At 74.4% G+C, this 18336-nt stretch carries 16 protein-coding genes; 1 reads left to right on the forward strand and 15 read right to left on the reverse strand.

Annotated elements, in window-relative coordinates; translation table 11 throughout:
• Positions 1-11: 11 nt before the first annotated feature.
• The 13 genes from nuoK to AC3WUG_RS15205 all read right to left on the reverse strand — a co-directional run bounded on the left by nuoK (position 12) and on the right by AC3WUG_RS15205 (position 13642).
• Positions 12-311, reverse strand: a complete 300-nt coding sequence (gene nuoK / locus AC3WUG_RS15145; RefSeq protein WP_147795399.1) for an NADH-quinone oxidoreductase subunit NuoK — start codon at positions 309-311, stop codon at positions 12-14.
• On the reverse strand, positions 308-1222 hold the full coding sequence (locus tag AC3WUG_RS15150) for an NADH-quinone oxidoreductase subunit J (protein ID WP_492328430.1): 915 nt from the start codon (positions 1220-1222) through the stop codon (positions 308-310). The genes nuoK and AC3WUG_RS15150 overlap by 4 nt, the downstream gene beginning before the upstream one ends.
• Positions 1219-1971: an NADH-quinone oxidoreductase subunit NuoI gene (nuoI, locus tag AC3WUG_RS15155; protein WP_492328431.1), complete on the reverse strand. Its 753-nt coding sequence runs from the start codon at positions 1969-1971 to the stop codon at positions 1219-1221. Before nuoI ends, AC3WUG_RS15150 begins: the two co-directional genes overlap by 4 nt.
• A complete protein-coding gene (gene nuoH, locus AC3WUG_RS15160) occupies positions 1964-3382 on the reverse strand; it encodes an NADH-quinone oxidoreductase subunit NuoH (RefSeq protein ID WP_492328432.1) in 1419 nt (472 codons plus the stop codon). The genes nuoI and nuoH overlap by 8 nt, the downstream gene beginning before the upstream one ends.
• Positions 3379-6051 (reverse strand): NADH-quinone oxidoreductase subunit G, encoded by a 2673-nt coding sequence (locus tag AC3WUG_RS15165; protein ID WP_492328433.1) that lies wholly within the window; start codon positions 6049-6051, stop codon positions 3379-3381. Before AC3WUG_RS15165 ends, nuoH begins: the two co-directional genes overlap by 4 nt.
• Positions 6051-7391: an NADH-quinone oxidoreductase subunit NuoF gene (gene nuoF, locus AC3WUG_RS15170; protein ID WP_492328434.1), complete on the reverse strand. Its 1341-nt coding sequence runs from the start codon at positions 7389-7391 to the stop codon at positions 6051-6053. The genes AC3WUG_RS15165 and nuoF overlap by 1 nt, the downstream gene beginning before the upstream one ends.
• Positions 7391-8314 carry an NADH-quinone oxidoreductase subunit NuoE gene (nuoE, locus tag AC3WUG_RS15175; protein ID WP_492328435.1) on the reverse strand — a complete coding sequence of 308 codons (924 nt, stop codon included), beginning with the start codon at positions 8312-8314 and terminating at the stop codon, positions 7391-7393. Before nuoE ends, nuoF begins: the two co-directional genes overlap by 1 nt.
• Positions 8314-9669, reverse strand: coding sequence for an NADH-quinone oxidoreductase subunit D (locus tag AC3WUG_RS15180; protein ID WP_324845651.1), 1356 nt, complete (start codon positions 9667-9669; stop codon positions 8314-8316). The genes nuoE and AC3WUG_RS15180 overlap by 1 nt, the downstream gene beginning before the upstream one ends.
• Positions 9666-10463: an NADH-quinone oxidoreductase subunit C gene (locus AC3WUG_RS15185; RefSeq protein WP_492328436.1), complete on the reverse strand. Its 798-nt coding sequence runs from the start codon at positions 10461-10463 to the stop codon at positions 9666-9668. Before AC3WUG_RS15185 ends, AC3WUG_RS15180 begins: the two co-directional genes overlap by 4 nt.
• The gene (locus AC3WUG_RS15190; protein WP_147795391.1) at positions 10460-11011 is read right to left on the reverse strand and encodes a NuoB/complex I 20 kDa subunit family protein; all 552 of its coding nucleotides are present in this window, start codon (positions 11009-11011) and stop codon (positions 10460-10462) included. Before AC3WUG_RS15190 ends, AC3WUG_RS15185 begins: the two co-directional genes overlap by 4 nt.
• Before the next feature lies 1 nt (position 11012).
• The gene (locus AC3WUG_RS15195) at positions 11013-11381 is read right to left on the reverse strand and encodes an NADH-quinone oxidoreductase subunit A (protein WP_147795390.1); all 369 of its coding nucleotides are present in this window, start codon (positions 11379-11381) and stop codon (positions 11013-11015) included.
• A gap of 117 nt (positions 11382-11498) precedes the next feature.
• Positions 11499-12806 carry a geranylgeranyl reductase family protein gene (locus AC3WUG_RS15200; RefSeq protein ID WP_492328437.1) on the reverse strand — a complete coding sequence of 436 codons (1308 nt, stop codon included), beginning with the start codon at positions 12804-12806 and terminating at the stop codon, positions 11499-11501.
• Between the two features lie 128 nt (positions 12807-12934).
• Positions 12935-13642: a demethylmenaquinone methyltransferase gene (locus tag AC3WUG_RS15205; protein WP_492328438.1), complete on the reverse strand. Its 708-nt coding sequence runs from the start codon at positions 13640-13642 to the stop codon at positions 12935-12937.
• Between the two features lie 57 nt (positions 13643-13699).
• On the opposite strand from AC3WUG_RS15205, the gene AC3WUG_RS15210 reads away from it, so the two are divergent.
• Positions 13700-15034 carry an isochorismate synthase gene (locus AC3WUG_RS15210; RefSeq protein ID WP_492328439.1) on the forward strand — a complete coding sequence of 445 codons (1335 nt, stop codon included), beginning with the start codon at positions 13700-13702 and terminating at the stop codon, positions 15032-15034.
• A gap of 270 nt (positions 15035-15304) precedes the next feature.
• On the opposite strand, the gene AC3WUG_RS15215 is transcribed toward AC3WUG_RS15210, so the two are convergent.
• Positions 15305-17071, reverse strand: coding sequence for a S1C family serine protease (locus tag AC3WUG_RS15215; RefSeq protein WP_492328440.1), 1767 nt, complete (start codon positions 17069-17071; stop codon positions 15305-15307).
• Positions 17072-17188: 117 nt separating this feature from the next.
• A partial coding sequence (locus AC3WUG_RS15220; protein ID WP_492328441.1) for a thiamine pyrophosphate-dependent enzyme occupies positions 17189-18336 on the reverse strand: 1148 nt, incomplete at its 5' end.

The raw sequence follows: 18336 nt of genomic DNA on the forward strand, positions 1-18336 counted from the left end.
CCACAGTCCCCTCAGCTCTTCAGCAGGTTGATGTCGTCGACGGAGGCCGACTTCCGGGTGCGGAAGATCGACACGATGATCGCCAGCCCGACGACCACCTCCGCGGCGGCCACGACCATGACGAAGAAGGCCATGACCTGGCCGGTCAGGTCGCCGTGCAGCCGGGAGAACGTCACCAGCGCGAGGTTGGTCGCGTTGAGCATGAGCTCGACGCCCATGAACACGATGATCGCGTTGCGGCGCAGCAGCACCGTCGCGGCGCCGATCGAGAACAGGATCCCGGAGAGCACCAGGTAGTTCGTGAGGGTCACCGCTCGGTCTCCGTCCGGGTCGAGCCGCCGCCGAGGTCGATGTCGGCCGCCGGGCCGGTGGTCCCGGGCGGTGCCGCGGCGGGCCGCGGGTCGTCCTCGACGGTCCCGAGGGCCGCGTCGACCTCCGCGTCCGTCACGGCCGCGCCGCGCTCCGCGAGCACCGCCGTGACCGCGCGCCGGTAGGTGTCCGCGCGGTACTCGGCCGTGCCGGCCTCCTGGCCGCGGATCCGCAGCACGCGGGGCACGGAGTCCTCGATCGGGTTCCCGTCGGGGTCGAGCGCGGGCACGTCCATCGCGTTGTGCCGCGCGTACACGCCGGGGGCGGGCAGCGGGGTGAGCCGGGCGCCGGCGGCCACGCGGGCCGCGGCGCGCTCGGGCTGCTTGACCAGCGGCTTGAGGCGCTGCCGGTGGGTGAGCACGAGGGCGCCCAGCGCGGCGGTCACCAGCAGGGCGCCGACGACCTCGAGGCCGAACACGTGCTGCCCGAAGATGATCCGCGCGACGCCGGTCGGGTTGCCGGGCGCGTTCGCCTCGGACAGCCCGACGGCGTCCGGGTAGGTGGCCCGGCCGACGACCCCGACCAGCACCACGCCCAGGCCGAGCGCGGCGAGCCAGCCGACCCAGCGCTGCGCCTTCAGCGTCTCGACGAGCGAGTCGGACGCGTCGACGCCGACCAGCATGAGCACGAACAGGAACAGCATCATGACGGCGCCCGTGTAGACGACCACCTGGACGACGCCGAGGAACGGCGCCTCCTGGGCGACGTACAGGAACGCCAGCGAGATCATCACGGTGATGACGCACAGCGCGGCGTGCACCGCCTTGCGGGCGAACAGCAGGCCGGAGGCGGCGAGCACCATGATCGGGGCCAGGACCCAGAACAGGACCGTCTCGGCGGTCGACGGCGTCATCGGGGCTCCCGCCCCACGGGCGCGGGCGCCTCGGCCGACGCGGGCGCGGGCGCCGAACCGGCTCGGCGGCGCGCGGCCTCCAGCGTCGGGTCGTCCGGGCGCTGCTCGGCGACCCAGTCGACCTGCGCCGGCGTCGGGCCGGTGACCTCGCCGCGGTAGTACTCGGTGTCGGTCGTGCCCTCGACCATCGGGTGCGGGGCGGCGAGCATGCCCTCGGCCAGCGGCGCGAGCAGGTCCTGCTTCTCGAAGATCAGGCCCTCGCGGGTCGGGCCCGCCAGCTCGAAGTCGTTGGTCATGGTCAGCGCGCGCGTCGGGCAGGCCTCGATGCACAGGCCGCAGAAGATGCAGCGCAGGTAGTTGATCTGGTAGACGCTGCCGAACCGCTCCCCCGGCGACATCTGCTTCTCGGGGGTGTTGTCCGACGCCTCGACGTAGATCGCGTCCGCGGGGCACGCCCACGCGCACAGCTCGCAGCCGATGCACTTCTCCAGCCCGTCCGGGTACCGGTTGAGCTGGTGCCGGCCGTGGAACCGCGGCTTCACGGGCGCGGTCTCGAACGGGTACTGCTCGGTGACGGTCCGGCTGAAGAAGTTCTTGATCGTCACGCCGAACCCGGCGGCGGGCGCGAGCGCGTCGGCGACCGGGCTCCGCTTCGGGATCAGCGACTCGTACGGGCGGACCGTGGCGGGCCGGGCGACCTCGCCACCACCCGCCTTCCGCTCGACGGACTTGTCCGGCGTGTCAGCCACGCGGCACCTCCTGGGTGGGGGACTCGGGGGCGTCGCCGTCCGCGCCCTGGTCGGTCGCGGGTCCGCCGACGAGGGCGGGCGACGCGGGCGCGGCGTCGGCGGCGGCCGCACGCAGCCGCGCTCGCGGCGACGGCGGCAGGCTCTGGCCGGGCAGCGGCGGAACGGGGAAGCCGCCGGCGAAGGCGTCGAACGGCTCGTCCGACGGCGCCGGCTCCGGAGCGGACTTCTTCTCCGGGATGAGGAACGACAGCGCGACGACCACGAGGATCGCGCCGCCGAGCCACGGCAGCATCGCCATGACGTCCGCGCCGCCGAACTGGCGGACGCCCTGGACGACCGCGACGCAGACCAGCCAGACCAGCGCCGACGGGATCAGCACCTTCCAGCCGAACTTCATGAACTGGTCGTACCGGAACCGCAGCAGGGTGCCGCGGATCCACACGAACAGGAACATGAACAGCCAGACCTTGGCGACGAACCACAGCAGCGGCCACCAGCCGGTGTTGAGCACGCCGTCCCCGATCCAGGACAGCGGCCACGGGGCGCGCCAGCCGCCGAAGAACAGCGTGGTCGCCACGGCCGAGACGTTGAGCATGTTGATGTACTCGGCCAGGAAGAACCAGGCGAACTTCATCGAGGAGTACTCGGTGGTGTAGCCGCCGACCAGCTCGCCCTCGGCCTCGGGGAGGTCGAACGGCAGCCGGTTGGTCTCGCCGACCATCGAGATGACGTAGATGACGAACGCCGGGGCGAGCGGGATCAGCCACCAGATCGTGGTCTGCGAGGCGACGATCTCCGAGGTCGACATCGACCCGGCCAGGATGAACACGCTGACCAGGGACAGGCCCATCGCGAGCTCGTAGGAGATGACCTGCGCGGTGGACCGCACGGCGCCGAGCAGCGGGTAGGTCGAGTTGGACGACCAGCCGCCGAGGACGATGCCGTACACGCCGACCGAGGCGCAGGCCAGGATGTAGAGCACCGCGACCGGGAAGTCGGTCAGCTGCAGCGGGGTGAGCACGCCGAAGATCGACACCTCGGGCCCGAACGGGATGACCGCCATCGTCAGCAGCGAGCAGAACACCGCGATGAACGGCGCCACCAGGTAGACCAGCTTGTCGGCCGCCTTGACGGTGACGTCCTCCTTGAGCAGGAGCTTCATCGCGTCGGCGAGCGACTGGAACAGGCCGAAGGGGCCGTGCACGTTCGGGCCGGGGCGCAGCTGCATCCGGCCGACGACGCGGCGCTCGAACCAGATGGCGATGAGCACGCTGAGCAGCAGGAACACCAGGATGCCGACGGCCTTGAGCAGCCAGACCCAGAACACGTCCTGGCTGAAGTCGGCCGCGCCCCCGTCCGCCGCGGCGGCGGGGAGCACGGTGGGCAGCACGGCCGCGAGGGTCGCGGTCACGCGGTCACCTCCTCGTCGGTGGCGGTGCCCTCGACGGGACCCGCGGGCTCGGCCGGCCCGACCCGGACCAGGTCGCCCGGCACCGCGCGCAGCGCGTCCCGGACCTGGCTGCCCGCCGAGGCGGTGGGCAGCCACACGACGTGGTCGGCCATGTCGGTGACGACGGCCGGGAGCGTGATCGACCCGGCGTCGGTGGCGACGGTCAGCAGCGCGCCGTCCAGCACCCCCGCGGCCGCGGCGGTCGCGGGCGACAGCCGGGCGACCGGGCGCTTGGCGGTGCCGGCCAGGAACGGCTCGCCGTCCTGGAGCCGGCCGGCGTCGAGCAGCTGGTGCCAGGACGCCAGGACCGCGTGGCCCGCGGCGACGGCCGGCGGCTCGGCGGCGGCGACGTCCGGGGCGGCGACGCGGGCGCCGTCCCACTCGCCGGTCAGCGGGTCGGCATCGGCGTGCACCTCGGCGACGGTGCGCAGGCCCAGGGTCACGCCGAGCTCGTCGGCCAGCGCGTCGAGGACGCGGTGGTCCGGCATCGCGGTCGAGGTGAGCGCCTGCGGGAACGGCCGCACGCGGCCCTCCCAGGACACGTACGTGCCGGGGCGCTCGACGGGCGGGGCGACCGGCAGCACCACGTCGGCGAGCGCGGTGACCTCGGAGGCGCGGACCTCGAGCGAGACGACGAAGCCGGCCGCAGCCAGCGCCGCGCGGGCGGCGGCCGGGTCGGGCAGGTCGCGCACGTCCACGCCGCCGACCAGCAGGCCGCCGAGCGTCCCGTCGGCAGCGGCCGCGAGGATCGCGGCGGTGTCGCGGCCGGGCTCGGTCGGCAGGTGCTCGACGTCCCACGCGGCGGCGACGTCGACGCGGGCCGCGGCGTCGGCGACCGGGCGGCCGCCGGGCAGCAGGGTCGGCAGCGCGCCGGCCTCGACGCCACCACGCTCCCCCGCACGGCGCGGGATCCAGGCGACGCGGGCGCCGGTGCGGCCGGCCAGCCGGAGCACCGCGGACAGGGCGCCGGGCACCGCGGCCAGGCGCTCGCCCACCAGGATCAGCGCGCCCTCGGCGCCGAGCGCGGCCCCGAGGTCGGCGAGGTCGCCGGTGCCGACGGCGTCCAGCACCTCGGGCTCGGTGCCCGGGGCGGCGCGCAGCAGCGTGCCGTCCAGGCGCTCCAGGCCGCGGCTGGCCAGCGGCGCCACGGCGTGCACGCGGGTCCGGCCCGCGACCACGCCCTTGCGCAGCCGCAGGAACACGATCCCGGCCTCCTCCTCGGCTTCCAGGCCGGCGAGCAGGACGGTCGGCGCGGCCTCCAGGTCGCGGAACGTGACGCCCAGGCCGGTGCCGGCCACCGCGTGGCCGAGGAACGCGAGCTCCTCGTCCGAGTGCGGCCGGGCGCGCAGGTCGACGTCGTTGGTGCCGAGCACCACGCGGGCGAACTTGCCGTACGCGTAGGCGTCCTCGACGGTCAGCCGGCCGCCGGGGAGCACCCCGACGCCGCCCGCGGCGCGCGCCTGCTCCAGCCCGTGCGCCGCGACCTCCAGGGCCTCGGCCCAGGACGCCGGGTGCAGCTCGCCGCGGCCGCCGTCCTCCGCGCGGTCCCGCACCAGGGGCGTGGTGATCCGGTCGGCCTCGGACTGCCAGGTGAACGCGAACCGGTCCTTGTCGGTGATCCACTCCTCGTTGACCTCGGGGTCCTCCCCCGCGAGCCGGCGCAGCACGACGCCGCGGCGGTGGTCGACGCGGATCGCCGCGCCGGACGAGTCGTGCTCGGCCACGCCGGGGGTCGACACCAGGTCGAACGGGCGGGCGCGGAACCGGTAGGCCGCGCCGGTCAGCGCGCCGACCGGGCAGATCTGGACGGTGTTGCCGGAGAAGTAGGACGCGAACGGCGAACCAGATCGGTCGTCGTCCAGTGTGGGCGCAGCGGGGCCGACGGGGATGTCCGCACCGAGGAAGACGCGGTCGTCGAACGCCAGCGTGCCGTCGGCCGCCCCGTCCTCGCCGTCGACCCCCGCGCCGGCGAAGCCCAGCACGTCGGCGTCGAACCGGCCGATCTGCTGCATCGCGCCGCGCTTCTGCAGGTCGATGAACGGGTCGCCGGCGATCTCCCGGGAGAACCGGGTGCACCGCTGGCAGAGGATGCACCGCTCGCGGTCGAGCAGGATCTCGGTCGACACGGCGATCGGCTTGGGGAACGTCCGCTTGATGTCGACGAACCGGGTCTGGCTGCGGCCGTTCGACATCGCCTGGTTCTGCAGCGGGCACTCGCCGCCCTTGTCGCAGACCGGGCAGTCCAGCGGGTGGTTGATGAGCAGCAGCTCCATGACGCCGTGCTGCGCCTTGTCCGCCTCGGCGGAGGTGCGCTGGGTGCGGACGTCCATGCCGGGCGTCGCGGTGAGCGTGCAGGAGGCCTGCGGCTTCGGCATCTTCGCGACCTTGCCGTCGCGGCCGGGGGCCCAGACCTCGACGAGGCACTGGCGGCACGCGCCGGCCGGGGCCAGCAGCGGGTGGTCGCAGAACCGCGGGATCTGGATGCCGAGCTGCTCGGCGGCGCGGATGACCAGGGTGCCCTTCGGCACGGTGGTCTCGATGCCGTCGATCGTGAACGTGACCCCGTCGGGCTTCGGCTCGGGCGGCGGCGTCGCGCCCGACCCGGCGGGCTTCGATGCGGTGACGGTCATCAGTGGGCTCCCGCGAGCTGGCCGCTGCGGCGCGGCGTGTAAGGGAAGAGCGAGGCGCGCTCCGGCGGGAACAGCACGTCGGCGGGCGTGTGCGTGCCCGCCTCGAACTCCTCCCGGAAGTACTGGATCGCCGAGGTGATCGGGCTGGTCGCGCCGTCGCCGAGGGCGCAGAACGCCTTGCCGAGGATGTTGTCGCACAGGTCGAGCAGCAGGTCGATGTCGCCCGACGTGCCCTGGCCGGCCTCCAGGCGCGCGAGCACCTGCGCGAGCCAGAACGTGCCCTCGCGGCACGGGGTGCACTTGCCGCACGACTCGTGCTTGTAGAACTGCGTCCACCGGGACACGGCCTTGACCACCGACACCGAGTCGTCGAACACCTGCAGCGCGCGGGTGCCGAGCATCGAGCCGGCGGCGCCGACCTCCTCGTAGGTGAGCGGGACGTCGAGGTGCTCCGCGGTGAAGATCGGCGTCGAGGACCCGCCCGGGGTCCAGAACTTCAGCTCGTGGCCCTCGCGGACCCCGCCGGCCATCTCCAGCAGCTCGCGCATCGTGATGCCGAGCGGCGCCTCGTACTGGCCGGGGTGCGTGACGTGCCCGGACAGCGAGAACAGGCCGTGGCCGGGCGACCGGTCGGTCCCCATCGTGCGGAACCAGTCCGAGCCGCCGACCACGATGCCGGGGACCGAGGCGATGGACTCGACGTTGTTCACGACGGTCGGGCGCGCGTACAGGCCCGCGACCGCGGGGAACGGCGGCTTGAGGCGCGGCTGGCCACGGCGGCCCTCGAGCGAGTCGAGCAGCGCGGTCTCCTCGCCGCAGATGTACGCGCCGGCCCCGGCGTGCACGGTGACGTCGAGGTCGTAGCCGCTGCCCAGGATGTTCTTGCCCAGGTAGCCCTTGGCGTACGCCTGCTCGACCGCGTGCAGCAGCCGGCGGTAGACGTGCACGACCTCGCCGCGCAGGTAGATGAACGCGTGGTGGCAGCCGATCGCGTAGGACGTGATCGCCACGCCCTCCACCAGCAGCTGCGGGTCCGCCAGCATCAGCGGGATGTCCTTGCAGGTGCCCGGCTCGGACTCGTCGGCGTTCACCACCAGGTAGCGGGGGCCGCCGTCCGGCGCGGGCAGGAAGCCCCACTTCATGCCGGTCGGGAAGCCGGCGCCGCCGCGGCCGCGCAGGCCGGAGTCCTTGACGGTGGTCACGACGTCGCCGGCGTCCATCGTCAGGGCCTTGCGCAGCCCGCGGTAGCCGCCGCGGGACTCGTACGTGCCGAGGTCCCACGGGCGGTCGGCGTCCCACCGGTCGCTCAGGACCGGGGTCAGGGTCGTCGCGTCGGCCATCACGACTCCTTCTCGCTGTCGGCGGGTGCGCTGGTGTCGTCCGCGCGGTGCTCGGCCTTCTCCTGGTCGGCGGACCGCTCGGGGGCGCCGGCCGCGGGGCGGTCGACGGAGGACTGCTCGGCGCCGGGCTGCGGCGCGGAGGCCGCGGGTGCGGCGGTGCCGGCGGCGGGGGCGGCCGGCTCGGCCTGCTGCTCCTGGGCGGCGTCGCGCTCGCCGGCGTCGACCGACGGGGCGGTCCAGCCGTTCTCCCGCGCGAGCCGCAGCCCGCGCAGCGTCGGCTCGCCGGCCGCGACGCCCTCGTCCGCGAGGCCGTCGTCGAACCCGGCCAGCACGCGGGACACCTGCTTGAACGTCTGCACCCGGGACGCCCCGCGGGTCGGCGCCACCGGCTCGCCCGCGATGAGCCTCCCGACCACCTCGGCGGCCGAGTCCGGCGTCTGGTTGTCGAAGAACTCCCAGTTGATCATCATCACCGGCGCGTAGTCGCAGGCCGCGTTGCACTCGATCCGCTCGAGCGTGATCTTGCCGTCGCCCGTCGTCTCGTCGTGGCCGATGCCGAGCCGGTCGGTGAGGTCCTCCCAGATCGCGTCGCCGCCCATGATGGCGCAGAGCGTGTTGGTGCAGACGCCCACCGTGTACTCGCCGTTCGGGCGGCGCTTGTACTGGGTGTAGAAGGTCGCGACCGCGGACACCTGGGCCGTCGACAGGTCCAGGGTCGCCGCGCAGAACGCGATGCCCGCCGGGCTGACGTAGCCGTCCTCGGACTGCACCAGGTGCAGCAGCGGCAGCAGGGCCGAGCGCGGGTCCGGGTACCGGGCGACGACCTGCGCCGCGTCGGCCGCGAGCCGCTCCCGGGTCGCCTCGTCGTACGTCGCGCGCGGGCGCCCCGTCCCGGGGATCCGCGGGTGGTCGATGGCGGTCATCAGCGGTCCACCCCTCCGAGCACCGGGTCGATGGAGGCGACGGAGCAGACGACGTCCGCCACCTGCCCGCCCTCGCAGAGCACCGAGACGGCCTGCAGGTTGTTGAACGACGGGTCGCGGAAGTGCGCCCGGTACGGCTTGGTGCCCCCGTCGGAGACGAGGTGCACGCCGAGCTCGCCGCGGGGGTGCTCGACGGTCTGCCACGCCTGGCCGGCGGGGACCCGGAAGCCCTCCGTCACCAGCTTGAAGTGGTGGATCAGGGCCTCCATCGAGGTGCCCATGATCTCCCGGATGTGGTCGAGCGAGTTGCCCATGCCGTCGCTGCCGATGGCGAGCTGGGCGGGCCACGCGATCTTCTTGTCCTCGACCATCACGGGCGTGCCGGCCGAGGCCTGCAGCCGCTCGATCACCTGCTCGACGATCCGCATCGACTGGTAGCACTCCTCGATCCGCAGGACCATCCGGTCCCAGCAGTCCGAGCCCTCGGAGACCGGGACGTCGAAGTCGTAGGTCTCGTAGCCGCAGTACGGCGCGGCCTTGCGGACGTCGTACGGCAGGCCGGTCGACCGGAGCATCGGGCCGGTGATGCCGAGCGCCATGCAGCCGGCGAGGTTGAGCACCCCGACGTTCTGCAGCCGGCCCTTGAGGATCGGCTGGCCGAGCATGAGGTCCTCGAGCTGCGTGAGGTAGCGGCGCACGCCGACCAGCGCCTCGCGCACGGAGTCGAGCCCGCCCGGGGGGATGTCCTGCGCGACGCCGCCGGGGCGGATGTACGCGTGGTTCATCCGCAGGCCGGTGACCATCTCGAAGATCCGCAGGATCTCCTCGCGGGCGGTGAACCCGATGGTCATGATCGTGGTGGCGCCGAGCTCGTTGCCGCCGGTCGCCAGGCACACCAGGTGCGAGGAGATCCGGTTGAGCTCCATCATCAGGACCCGGATCTCGCTGGCGCGGACCGGGATGTCGTCGGTGATGCCGAGCAGCTTCTCCACCGCGAGGCAGTACGCGGCCTCCTGGAACAGCGGGGCGACGTAGTCCATGCGGGTGCAGAACGTCACGCCCTGGGTCCAGGTGCGGTACTCCATGTTCTTCTCGATGCCGGTGTGCAGGTAGCCGATGCCCGCGCGGGCCTCGGTCACCGTCTCGCCGTCGATCTCGAGCATGAGGCGGAGCACGCCGTGCGTGGACGGGTGCTGCGGGCCCATGTTGACGACGATGCGCTGCTCGCCGAGCCGGGCCGCCTCCTCGGCGATGTCGGACCAGTCGCCGCCGGTCGCCTCGAAGGTGCGCAGGCCGACGGTCTCGTCGTCGACGAGGTGGCCGGTCGCGCGCGGTGCGTGGGTCTGGGAGCTCACGAGTAGGTCCTCCGCTGGTCGGCCGGCGGGATGGTGGCGCCCTTGTACTCCACCGGGATGCCGCCGAGCGGGTAGTCCTTGCGCTGCGGGTGCCCGGGCCAGTCGTCCGGCATCTCGATCCGCGCCAGGTCGGTGCGACCGGTGAAGACGATGCCGAAGAAGTCCCAGGTCTCGCGCTCGTGCCAGTCGTTGGCCGGGTACACCCCGACCGTGCTGGGGATCGTCGGGTCGCCCTCGGGTGCGGCGACCTCGAGCCGGAGCCGGCGCCCGTGCGTCACGGACACCAGGTGGTAGACGGCGTGCAGCTCGCGGTCGGTGTCGTGCGGGTAGTGCACGCCGCTGACGCCGAGCGACAGCTCGAACCGGAGGTCCTGGTCGTCGCGGAGGTGCCGCGCGACCTCGACCACGTGCTCCCGGGCGATGTTCAGCGTGAGCTCGCCGCGGTCGACGACCACGGACTCCAGCGCCGCGGCGGCGCCGGTGCCGGAGGCGTCCAGCAGCTCGGTCAGCACGTCCACGACCTCGTCGAACCAGCCGCCGTACGGCCGCTCGCTCGGGCCGGGCAGCACCACGGTCTGCACCAGGCCGCCGAAGCCGGAGGTGTCGCCGGACCCGTGCACGCCGAACATGCCGTGCCGGGTCTCGACGACCTCGAGCGGCAGCGCCCGGTCGGCCGGCACGTGCTGCGCGCCCGCCTCCAGGGCCGCCTCGCTGGTGCGCTGCGCCCCGGCGTCGGCGGCCGCGGCGGTCCCGGCCTTGGCGGCCTCGGCGGCGTCGCGCTTCTCGTCGCTCATCGCAGAAGCCCCGTCATGTGGGAGGTGGGCTCGGCGCGCAGGGCGGCGGCCTCGACCTCGCGGGCGATGTCGGCCCGGTTCTTGCCGAGGGGCTCGGCCTTGATCTGCTCGTGCAGCTCGAGGATCGCGTTGATCAGCATCTCCGGCCGCGGCGGGCAGCCCGGCAGGTAGATGTCGACCGGCACGACGTGGTCGACGCCCTGGACGATCGCGTAGTTGTTGAACATGCCGCCGCTGCTGGCGCACACGCCCATCGACAGCACCCACTTGGGCTCGGCCATCTGGTCGTAGACCTGCCGCACCACGGGCGCCATCTTCTGGCTGACCCGCCCGGCCACGATCATGAGGTCGGACTGGCGCGGGGAGGCGCGGAACACCTCCATGCCGAACCGGGAGATGTCGAACCGGGACCCGCCCGTCGCCATCATCTCGATCGCGCAGCACGCCAGCCCGAAGGTCACCGGCCAGAGCGAGGCCTTCCGGACCAGGCCGGCGAGCGTCTCGACCGACGTCAGCAGGAAGCCGCTGGGAGCCTCTTCGATACCCATCTCAGTCCTCGTCCCACTCGAGACCGCCGCGCCGCCACTCGTAGAGGAACGGCACGGTGATCAGCGCGAGGAACCCCACCATCGCCACCAGCCCGAAGACGGCCAGCTCACCGAAGCTGACGGCCCACGGGTAGAGGAACACGACCTCGATGTCGAAGATGATGAAGGTCATCGCGACCAGGTAGTACTTCACCGGGAACCGGCCGCCGCCGACGGCGTGCGGGGTCGGCTGGATGCCGCACTCGTAGGCCTCGAGCTTGGCGCGGTTGTAGCGCTTGGGGCCGATCACGGCGCTGGCGGCGAGGCCGCCGACCGCGAGGACGGCGGCCACCCCCATCATGACGAGGAGGGGGACGTACGGGTTGGTCATCGGTGCTCTCCTGCGTGGGGGGTGGAGCGCTTCCGTGGGGCTGCGGGGGCGGGGCGCGTCCGGCGGGCGAGGCCGGTGCGCCGCCGCGTCAGGGCGGCCCGGTGCGGGCGGCGGCCGTCACGAGGCCGGCGCCAGACGCGCGAGGGCGGAGATGGTCCGGTCGGCCCAGTCGCCGCCGTGCGGCTCGTAGCAGTCCGCGAGCAGCTTGTGCGTGAGCTTCATGACCAGCGGCCGGGGCAGGCCGTACCTCGTGCAGGCCCGCATGATCTCGGGCCGCTCGATCAGCTTCACGAACACCCGGCCGAGCGTGTAGTACCCGCCGAGGTCGTCCTTCATCCGCGCGCCGTAGGTGGCGAGCGCGCGCTCGCGGCCCGCGGCGGTGCCCCGGGCGGCGGCCTGCACGATCGCGTCCGCGGCGACCCGGCCGGCCTGCAGGGCGTAGGCGATGCCCTCGCCGTTGAACGGGCTGATCATCCCGGCGGCGTCGCCGACGAGCATGAGCCCCCGGCCGTACAGCGGGCCGCGGTTGAACCCCATCGGCAGCGCGGCGCCGCGGACCGGGCCGAGCTGGTGCTCCGGGGTGAACTCCCACTCCGCGGGGGCGTTGGCCATCCACTTCGCGAACAGGTCCTTGTAGTCGACCTTGGTCGCGGCGGCGGTCGAGGACACCGAGCCGAGGCCGACGTTGGCGGTGCCGTCGCCGAGCGAGAAGATCCAGCCGTAGCCGGGCATGAGGTCCGACTCGCCGGGCTTGCCGTCCCAGAGCTCGAGGTGGCTCTCCATCCACGGGTCGTCGTGCCGCGGGGTCTGGAAGTAGGTGCGCACCGCGACGCCCATCGGGCGGTCCTGGCGCTTCTCCAGGCCGAGGCCGGTCGCGAGCCGGGCGGACACGCCGTCGGCGGCGATCACGACGGGGGCGCGGTACTCGACCGGGTCGCCGGCGCGGCGCCCGTCCGCGTCGACCGGGCGCGCCTGCACGCCGACCACGCGGCCCGTGCGCTCGTCGACGAGCGGACCCGTGACGTTGATCCGCTCCTGCACCTTGGCGCCGGCGGCCCGGGCGTGCTCGAGCAGCAGGTGGTCCAGCGAGGTGCGCGCGCGGGCCAGGCCGTACGACGGGTAGGAGGACAGCTCGGGCCAGGGCAGCTCGACCACGTGGCCGCCGCCCAGGACCCGCAGGCCGACGTTCCGGATCCAGCCGTCCTGCTCGCGCAGCGGCACGCCCATCCGGACCAGCTCGGCCACCGCGCGCGGCGTCAGGCCGTCGCCGCAGATCTTGTCCCGGGGGAAGCTCGCCTTGTCGAGCAGCAGCACCGACAGGCCCGCGGCGGCGCAGTGGTAGGCGGCGCTGGACCCACCGGGTCCGGCGCCGACGACGATGACGTCCGCGTCATCGCTCTTGCCACTGTGCACAGTTCGCCCCATTTGTGAATGCCTTCACACGTGTTGACAGGGCGAGTCTAGTGATCCGACCAACGATCTGTCTGCGAAGGTTTGCCTCAGTAGCGTCTCTGCTCCTGACCAGGGGTTATGCGGGACTTTCGTCCCATCATTCACTGCTCATTGATCCCAGGATTCGTGGCGCGGTGCAGGGCGACGATCCCGCCGGACAGATTCCGGTACCCGACCGAGCCCCAGCCCGCCTCCTTCAGCAGCTTCGCGAGGCCCAGCTGGTCCGGCCAGTCCTGGATCGACTCGGCCAGGTAGTCGTACGCGGCCGTCTCCCGCGCGACGACCTTCGCCACCGCCGGCAGCGCCTTCACGAGGTAGCCCGAGTACACGGTCCGGAACGGCGCCCAGGTCGGGGTCGAGAACTCGCACACCACGAGCCGCCCGCCCGGCCTCGTCACGCGGCGCATCTCCTCCAGCGCGCCGACGGTGTCCACCACGTTCCGCAGGCCGAACGAGATCGTCACGGCGTCGAACACCCCGTCGGCGAACGGGAGGGCCGTCGCGTCGCCCGCGGTGAACGGCAGGTCGGGCCGGCGGCGCTTGCCGACCGTGAGCATCCCCGTCGACAGGTCGCACGGGACGACCTTCACCCCCGCGTCCGCCAGCGGCTCGCTCGAGGTGCCGGTGCCCGCGGCCAGGTCGAGGACGGTCTCCCCCGGCAGCGCGTCGAGCGCCTTCAGGGTGGCCTTGCGCCACATCCGGTCCTGGCCGAGCGACAGCACGTCGTTGGTCAGGTCGTAGCGGCGGGCGACGCCGTCGAACATCGTGGCGACGTCGTGCGGGTCCTTGTCGAGCGAGGCGCGGGGCATGGGGCCATCGTGTCAGGTCGCGCGGGCGCCTCGCGCGCGGTCGTACCCTGGTCGGCGATGACCAGCCCCCTCGACGACCGCCAGGCCGCGGCGTCCTCGCACCCCGAGCCGCTCGTGGTGCGCACCGTCCGGATCGACGCCCCGGACGACCTGCTCTCCCTGCTCCCCGAGGACGCCCCGCTCACCTGGGTGCGCCGCGGCGACGGGCTCGTCGGCTGGGGCGAGGCCGCGCGGGTCGACGTCGCCGGCCCCGAGCGGTTCGCCGACGCCGAGCGCTGGTGGCAGGACCTGGTCCGGCACGCCGTCGTCCGGGACGAGGTCGGCCTGCCCGGCACCGGGCCGGTCGCGTTCGGCTCGTTCGCGTTCGACGACCTGTCCGCCGCGGGCGGCGCGCTCGTGGTGCCGCGGGTGGTCGTCGGCCGCCGGGACGGGCAGTCCTGGCTGACCGTCGTCGAGACCGCCGGCACGCTCGGTCCCGCGCCGGACTGGGCGCTCGTCGCCCGGCACGTCGCCGGCCTGACCCCGGTCCGTGCCCCCGGCGCCGTGACCTACGCGTCCGGCGCCGTCGAGGCCGAGGACTGGCCGGCCGTGGTCGCCCGCGGCGTCGCCGCGATCCGGGCCGGCGACGTCGACAAGGTGGTGCTCGCGCGCGACGAGGTCGCCACGACCGCCGAGCCGCTCGACGTCCGGCACGCCCTCGGCCGGCTCGCCGACCGGTACCCGACCTGCTGGACCTTCTCCGTCGACGGCCTGATCGGGGCGACCCCGGAGCTGCTGGTCCGCTCGGACCAGGGCCTGGTGACGTCGCGCGTGCTCGCCGGCACGATCCGCCGGACCGGCGACGACGACGCCGACCTGGCGCGCGCCGCGATCCTCGCGCACTCGTCCAAGGACCTCGAGGAGCACGAGTACGCGGTGTCCTCGGTCGCGCAGGCGCTCGCGCCGTTCTGCTCGTCGACCAACGTGCCCGACGTCCCGTTCGTGCTGCACCTGCCGAACGTGCTGCACCTGGCGTCCGACGTCACCGCGGTGCTCCGCGGGACCGGGGCGGACGCCGACGGCGGCCCGCACCCCACGTCGCTCGCCCTCGCGGCCGCGCTGCACCCCACCGCCGCGGTCTGCGGCACGCCGACCGCGGCCGCCCGCGACCTGATCCGGGCGATCGAGGGCATGGACCGCGCCCGGTACGCCGGGCCCGTCGGCTGGGTCGGCGCGGACGGCGACGGCGAGTGGGGCATCGGCCTGCGGTCCGCCGAGCTCGACCCGGACGACCCTCGCCGGCTCCGGCTGTTCGCGGGCTGCGGCATCGTCGCGGCGTCCGACCCCGCGGCCGAGCTGGCGGAGTCCCGCGCCAAGCTGGTCCCGATGCACACGGCCCTCGCCTCGGACTGACCCGGAGCGCCCCCCTCGCCGAGATAGGACCTCCGCGCCGAGAGAGGACCCTGGATGGTCCTACCTCGCGTGGGCGGTCCTATCTCGGCGACGGGTGGGCGCGGGGACGGGTGCGCGCGGCCGACCCCGGACGCGGGACGACCCCCGCGGGCGCCAGGGGTGCGCGCCGCGGGGGCCGTCGGTGGGGGTGGCGAGGTGCGGGCTCGCCGCCCCCGTGCCCGTCGGGCGGGGCAGGGGATATCCCGCCCGAGGGCCGTCGTGGGGCCGGTGTCAGTTCTGACCGCCGCCCTGCTGCTGCTGGAACCACTGCCAGAGCTCGTCCGGGGTCATGTTCCGCGGGTCGGTGCTGCCCGAGCCGCCCGAGCCCGAGTCGCTCGACGTCGTCTCCTGGCGGACCGCCAGCGTGACGTCCACGTCGAGGGACTTGCCGTCGCGCACCAGGGTCAGGGTGACCTTGTCGCCGGAGGCGTAGGCCCGGACGTAGCCGGTCAGCGACTCCGCGCCGCCGACGGCCTTGCCGTCGATCGCGACGATGACGTCGCCCTGCTGCACGCCGGCGTCCGCGGCGGGCGAGCCGGAGGTCACGCTCTGCACCTCCGCGCCGGCGCGGGTCACGCCGTCGGCGGTCGCGGTGTTGTCGGTCAGGCCGACGCCGAGGAAGGCGTGCTCCGCGGTGCCGTCCTTGATCAGCTGGCCCGCGATCATGTCCGCGAGGTCCACCGGGATCGCGAAGCCGAGGCCGATCGAGCCGGACTGGCTCGACGTGGTGGCGATCGACGAGGTGATGCCGATGACCTGGCCCTGCGCGTCGAACAGCGGCCCGCCCGAGTTGCCGGGGTTCACGGCCGCGTCGATCTGGATCGCGTTGGTCACCACGGCCTCGTTGCTGCCGTCCTCCGTGGTCGACACGGGGCGGTCGACCGCCGAGACAATGCCGGTGGTCACGGTGTTCGCCAGGCCCAGCGGGTTGCCGACGGCCATGACCGGGTCGCCGACCGTCACCTCGGCGGAGTCGCCGAGCGCGGCGGGCTTGAGGTCGTCCGGCGCGTCCTGCAGCTTCACGACCGCGAGGTCCGTGGTCGGGTCGGTGCCGACGACGTCGGCCGTGAAGATCCGGCCGTCGGTCAGCGTGACCTGGACCTTGCCGTCCTGCGCCCCGGAGACCACGTGGTTGTTGGTGACGACGTGGCCCTCGGTGTCGACGATCACGCCGGAGCCCTGGGCCTCGCCCTGGCTGGTGGTGACCGTGATCGCGACCACGGAGTCCTTCACGGCGGAGGCGACGGCCTGCCAGTCGGGGTTGTCCGTGGTCGAGCCGGCGACCGGCACGCTGTCGTTGCTGCTCTGGCCGATCGACGCGATGCTCGCCGCGCGGGAGGACCCGTCGTTCTCGAAGGCGCCGGTCAGCGCCGCCGTGCCGAGGCTCGCGAGCACGGCCGCCGCGACGCCGACGCCGGCCACGGGGAGCCAGATGCGGTCGCGCGCGGTCCGGGTGCGGGCGGGGGCTCCGCCGGGCTCGCCCGGGGCGCCGAAGGCGGCGGGGTACTCCGGGCCGCCGGTGGGGCCCTGGGGGCCACCCGGGCCCTGCGGGGCACCGGGGCCGGCGGGGGCGCGGAACGCCGCCAGCGGGTCGTGCCCCTGCTGCGGGGCGTGCGGGTGCTGCTGCTGCGGACCGGCGGGCTGCTGGTGCGCCGCGGGCTGCTGGTGCCCGGGGTGCTGCTGCGGCGCGTACTGGCCGTAGCGCGGCTGCTGCGGCGCGGGGGCACCGGGGTGCTGCGGCTGCTGCGGCGCGGCGTGCTGGTACGGCTGCTGCGCGGCGGGGGCGGCCGGGGCGGCCGGGCCCGCGGGCTGCGCCGGGGTCTGCGGGAGCTGCTGGGTGGGCGCCGGGGCGATGCGCTGCGTCTCGTCGGCGGACGGCGTCGCGTCGGTCGTCGGCGTCGCGGGGACGGCCTCGGTCGCAGCGGTGCCGTCCTCGGTGCGCTGCGGCTCCGGCGCGCCCTGGGCGTCGCGCGGACCCTCGGGGGTGCTGCTGCTCATGGGGTGTACCTCCTTCTTGCCGACCATCAGACTCCTCGGAACTGGAGCGATGCTCGGCAGAACCTGGGAGTCCGCTGCGAATCCACGATGACGTGGCCCGCGGCGGGTCGCACCCCGTCAGCCGGCGGCGCCGCCGTCCAGCGCGCCGTGCCCGCCGTCCAGCGCGCCGCGCGCGGCGTCCCGGGCCGCCGCCGCCAGCCGCTCCCCCAGCGCCCGCCGGTCGGCGCGGTCGACCCGCACCTCGACCACGGAGGTCCCCCGGCCCGGCGCCGCGAGCGCGGCGGCGAGCGCGGCCTCGTCCGAGACCCGGACGTGCCGGACGCCGTAGCCCGCGCACAGGGCGGCGACGTCGACGGCGTGCGGCGTGCCGAACACCCGCTCGAACGTCCGGGCGCGCTCGGGCGCCCCGTGCTCCAGCGTCGCGAAGATCGACCCGCCCGCGTCGTTGAGCACCACGACCTGGAGGTCGGGCTCCGGCTCGGTGGTCAGCCGCAGCAGGCCGCCGACGTCGTGCAGGAACGTCAGGTCGCCGACCAGCGCGCGCACGCGGCGCCGCGGCAGGCCGAGCGCGACCCCGGCGGCGGTGGACAGCATCCCGTCGATGCCGGCGAGCCCCCGGTTGGCGAGCACGAGCGGCGGCTCCGCCCAGCGCGCGACGAGGTCCAGGTCCCGCACGGGGTTCGAGGAGCCGACCACCAGCACGTCGCCGGGCAGCGACGCCGCCGCGACGGCCCGCACGGCACGCGGTCCGGTGAGCGGCGGGGTCGCCCGGGTGAGCGGGGCGGCGGGGTCGTCGTCCAGCGCGGCGTCCACCGCGGCACCGGCGGCGGCGTCGGCGCGCTGCCACGCGGCGAGCCACGCGGGGTCGTCGGCCGGCCCGTCGAACCAGGCGTCGGGCACGCCGGTGAGCACCCGGTCGGCGGCTCGGCCGGCGTCCGGCCAGCCCGAGCCCGCGGGGGCGACCACGGTCAGGTCGACGTCGTCCCGGGCGAGCAGCGCCGACACGGGCCGGGTGAGCGTCGGGCGGCCCAGCAGCACCACGGAGCGGACCCGGCCGCCGAGGGCGGGGTCGCCCAGGAGCACCCGGTAGGTCGCGGGCGCGTCCGGGCCGCCCCGGGCGCCCGAGGAGGGCTCGGCGAGCAGCGGCCAGCCCGCGGCCTCCGCCAGCCGGCGGGCCTCCGGGCCGGCGCCGTCGCCCGCGACGACCACGACGGGGCCGGGCCTGTCTCTTCTACCCACCTGACGCTGCCGACGAAGGCCGTGGA

The sequence above is a fragment of the Cellulomonas sp. EB106-03-03-XG116 genome (assembly GCF_058792015.1).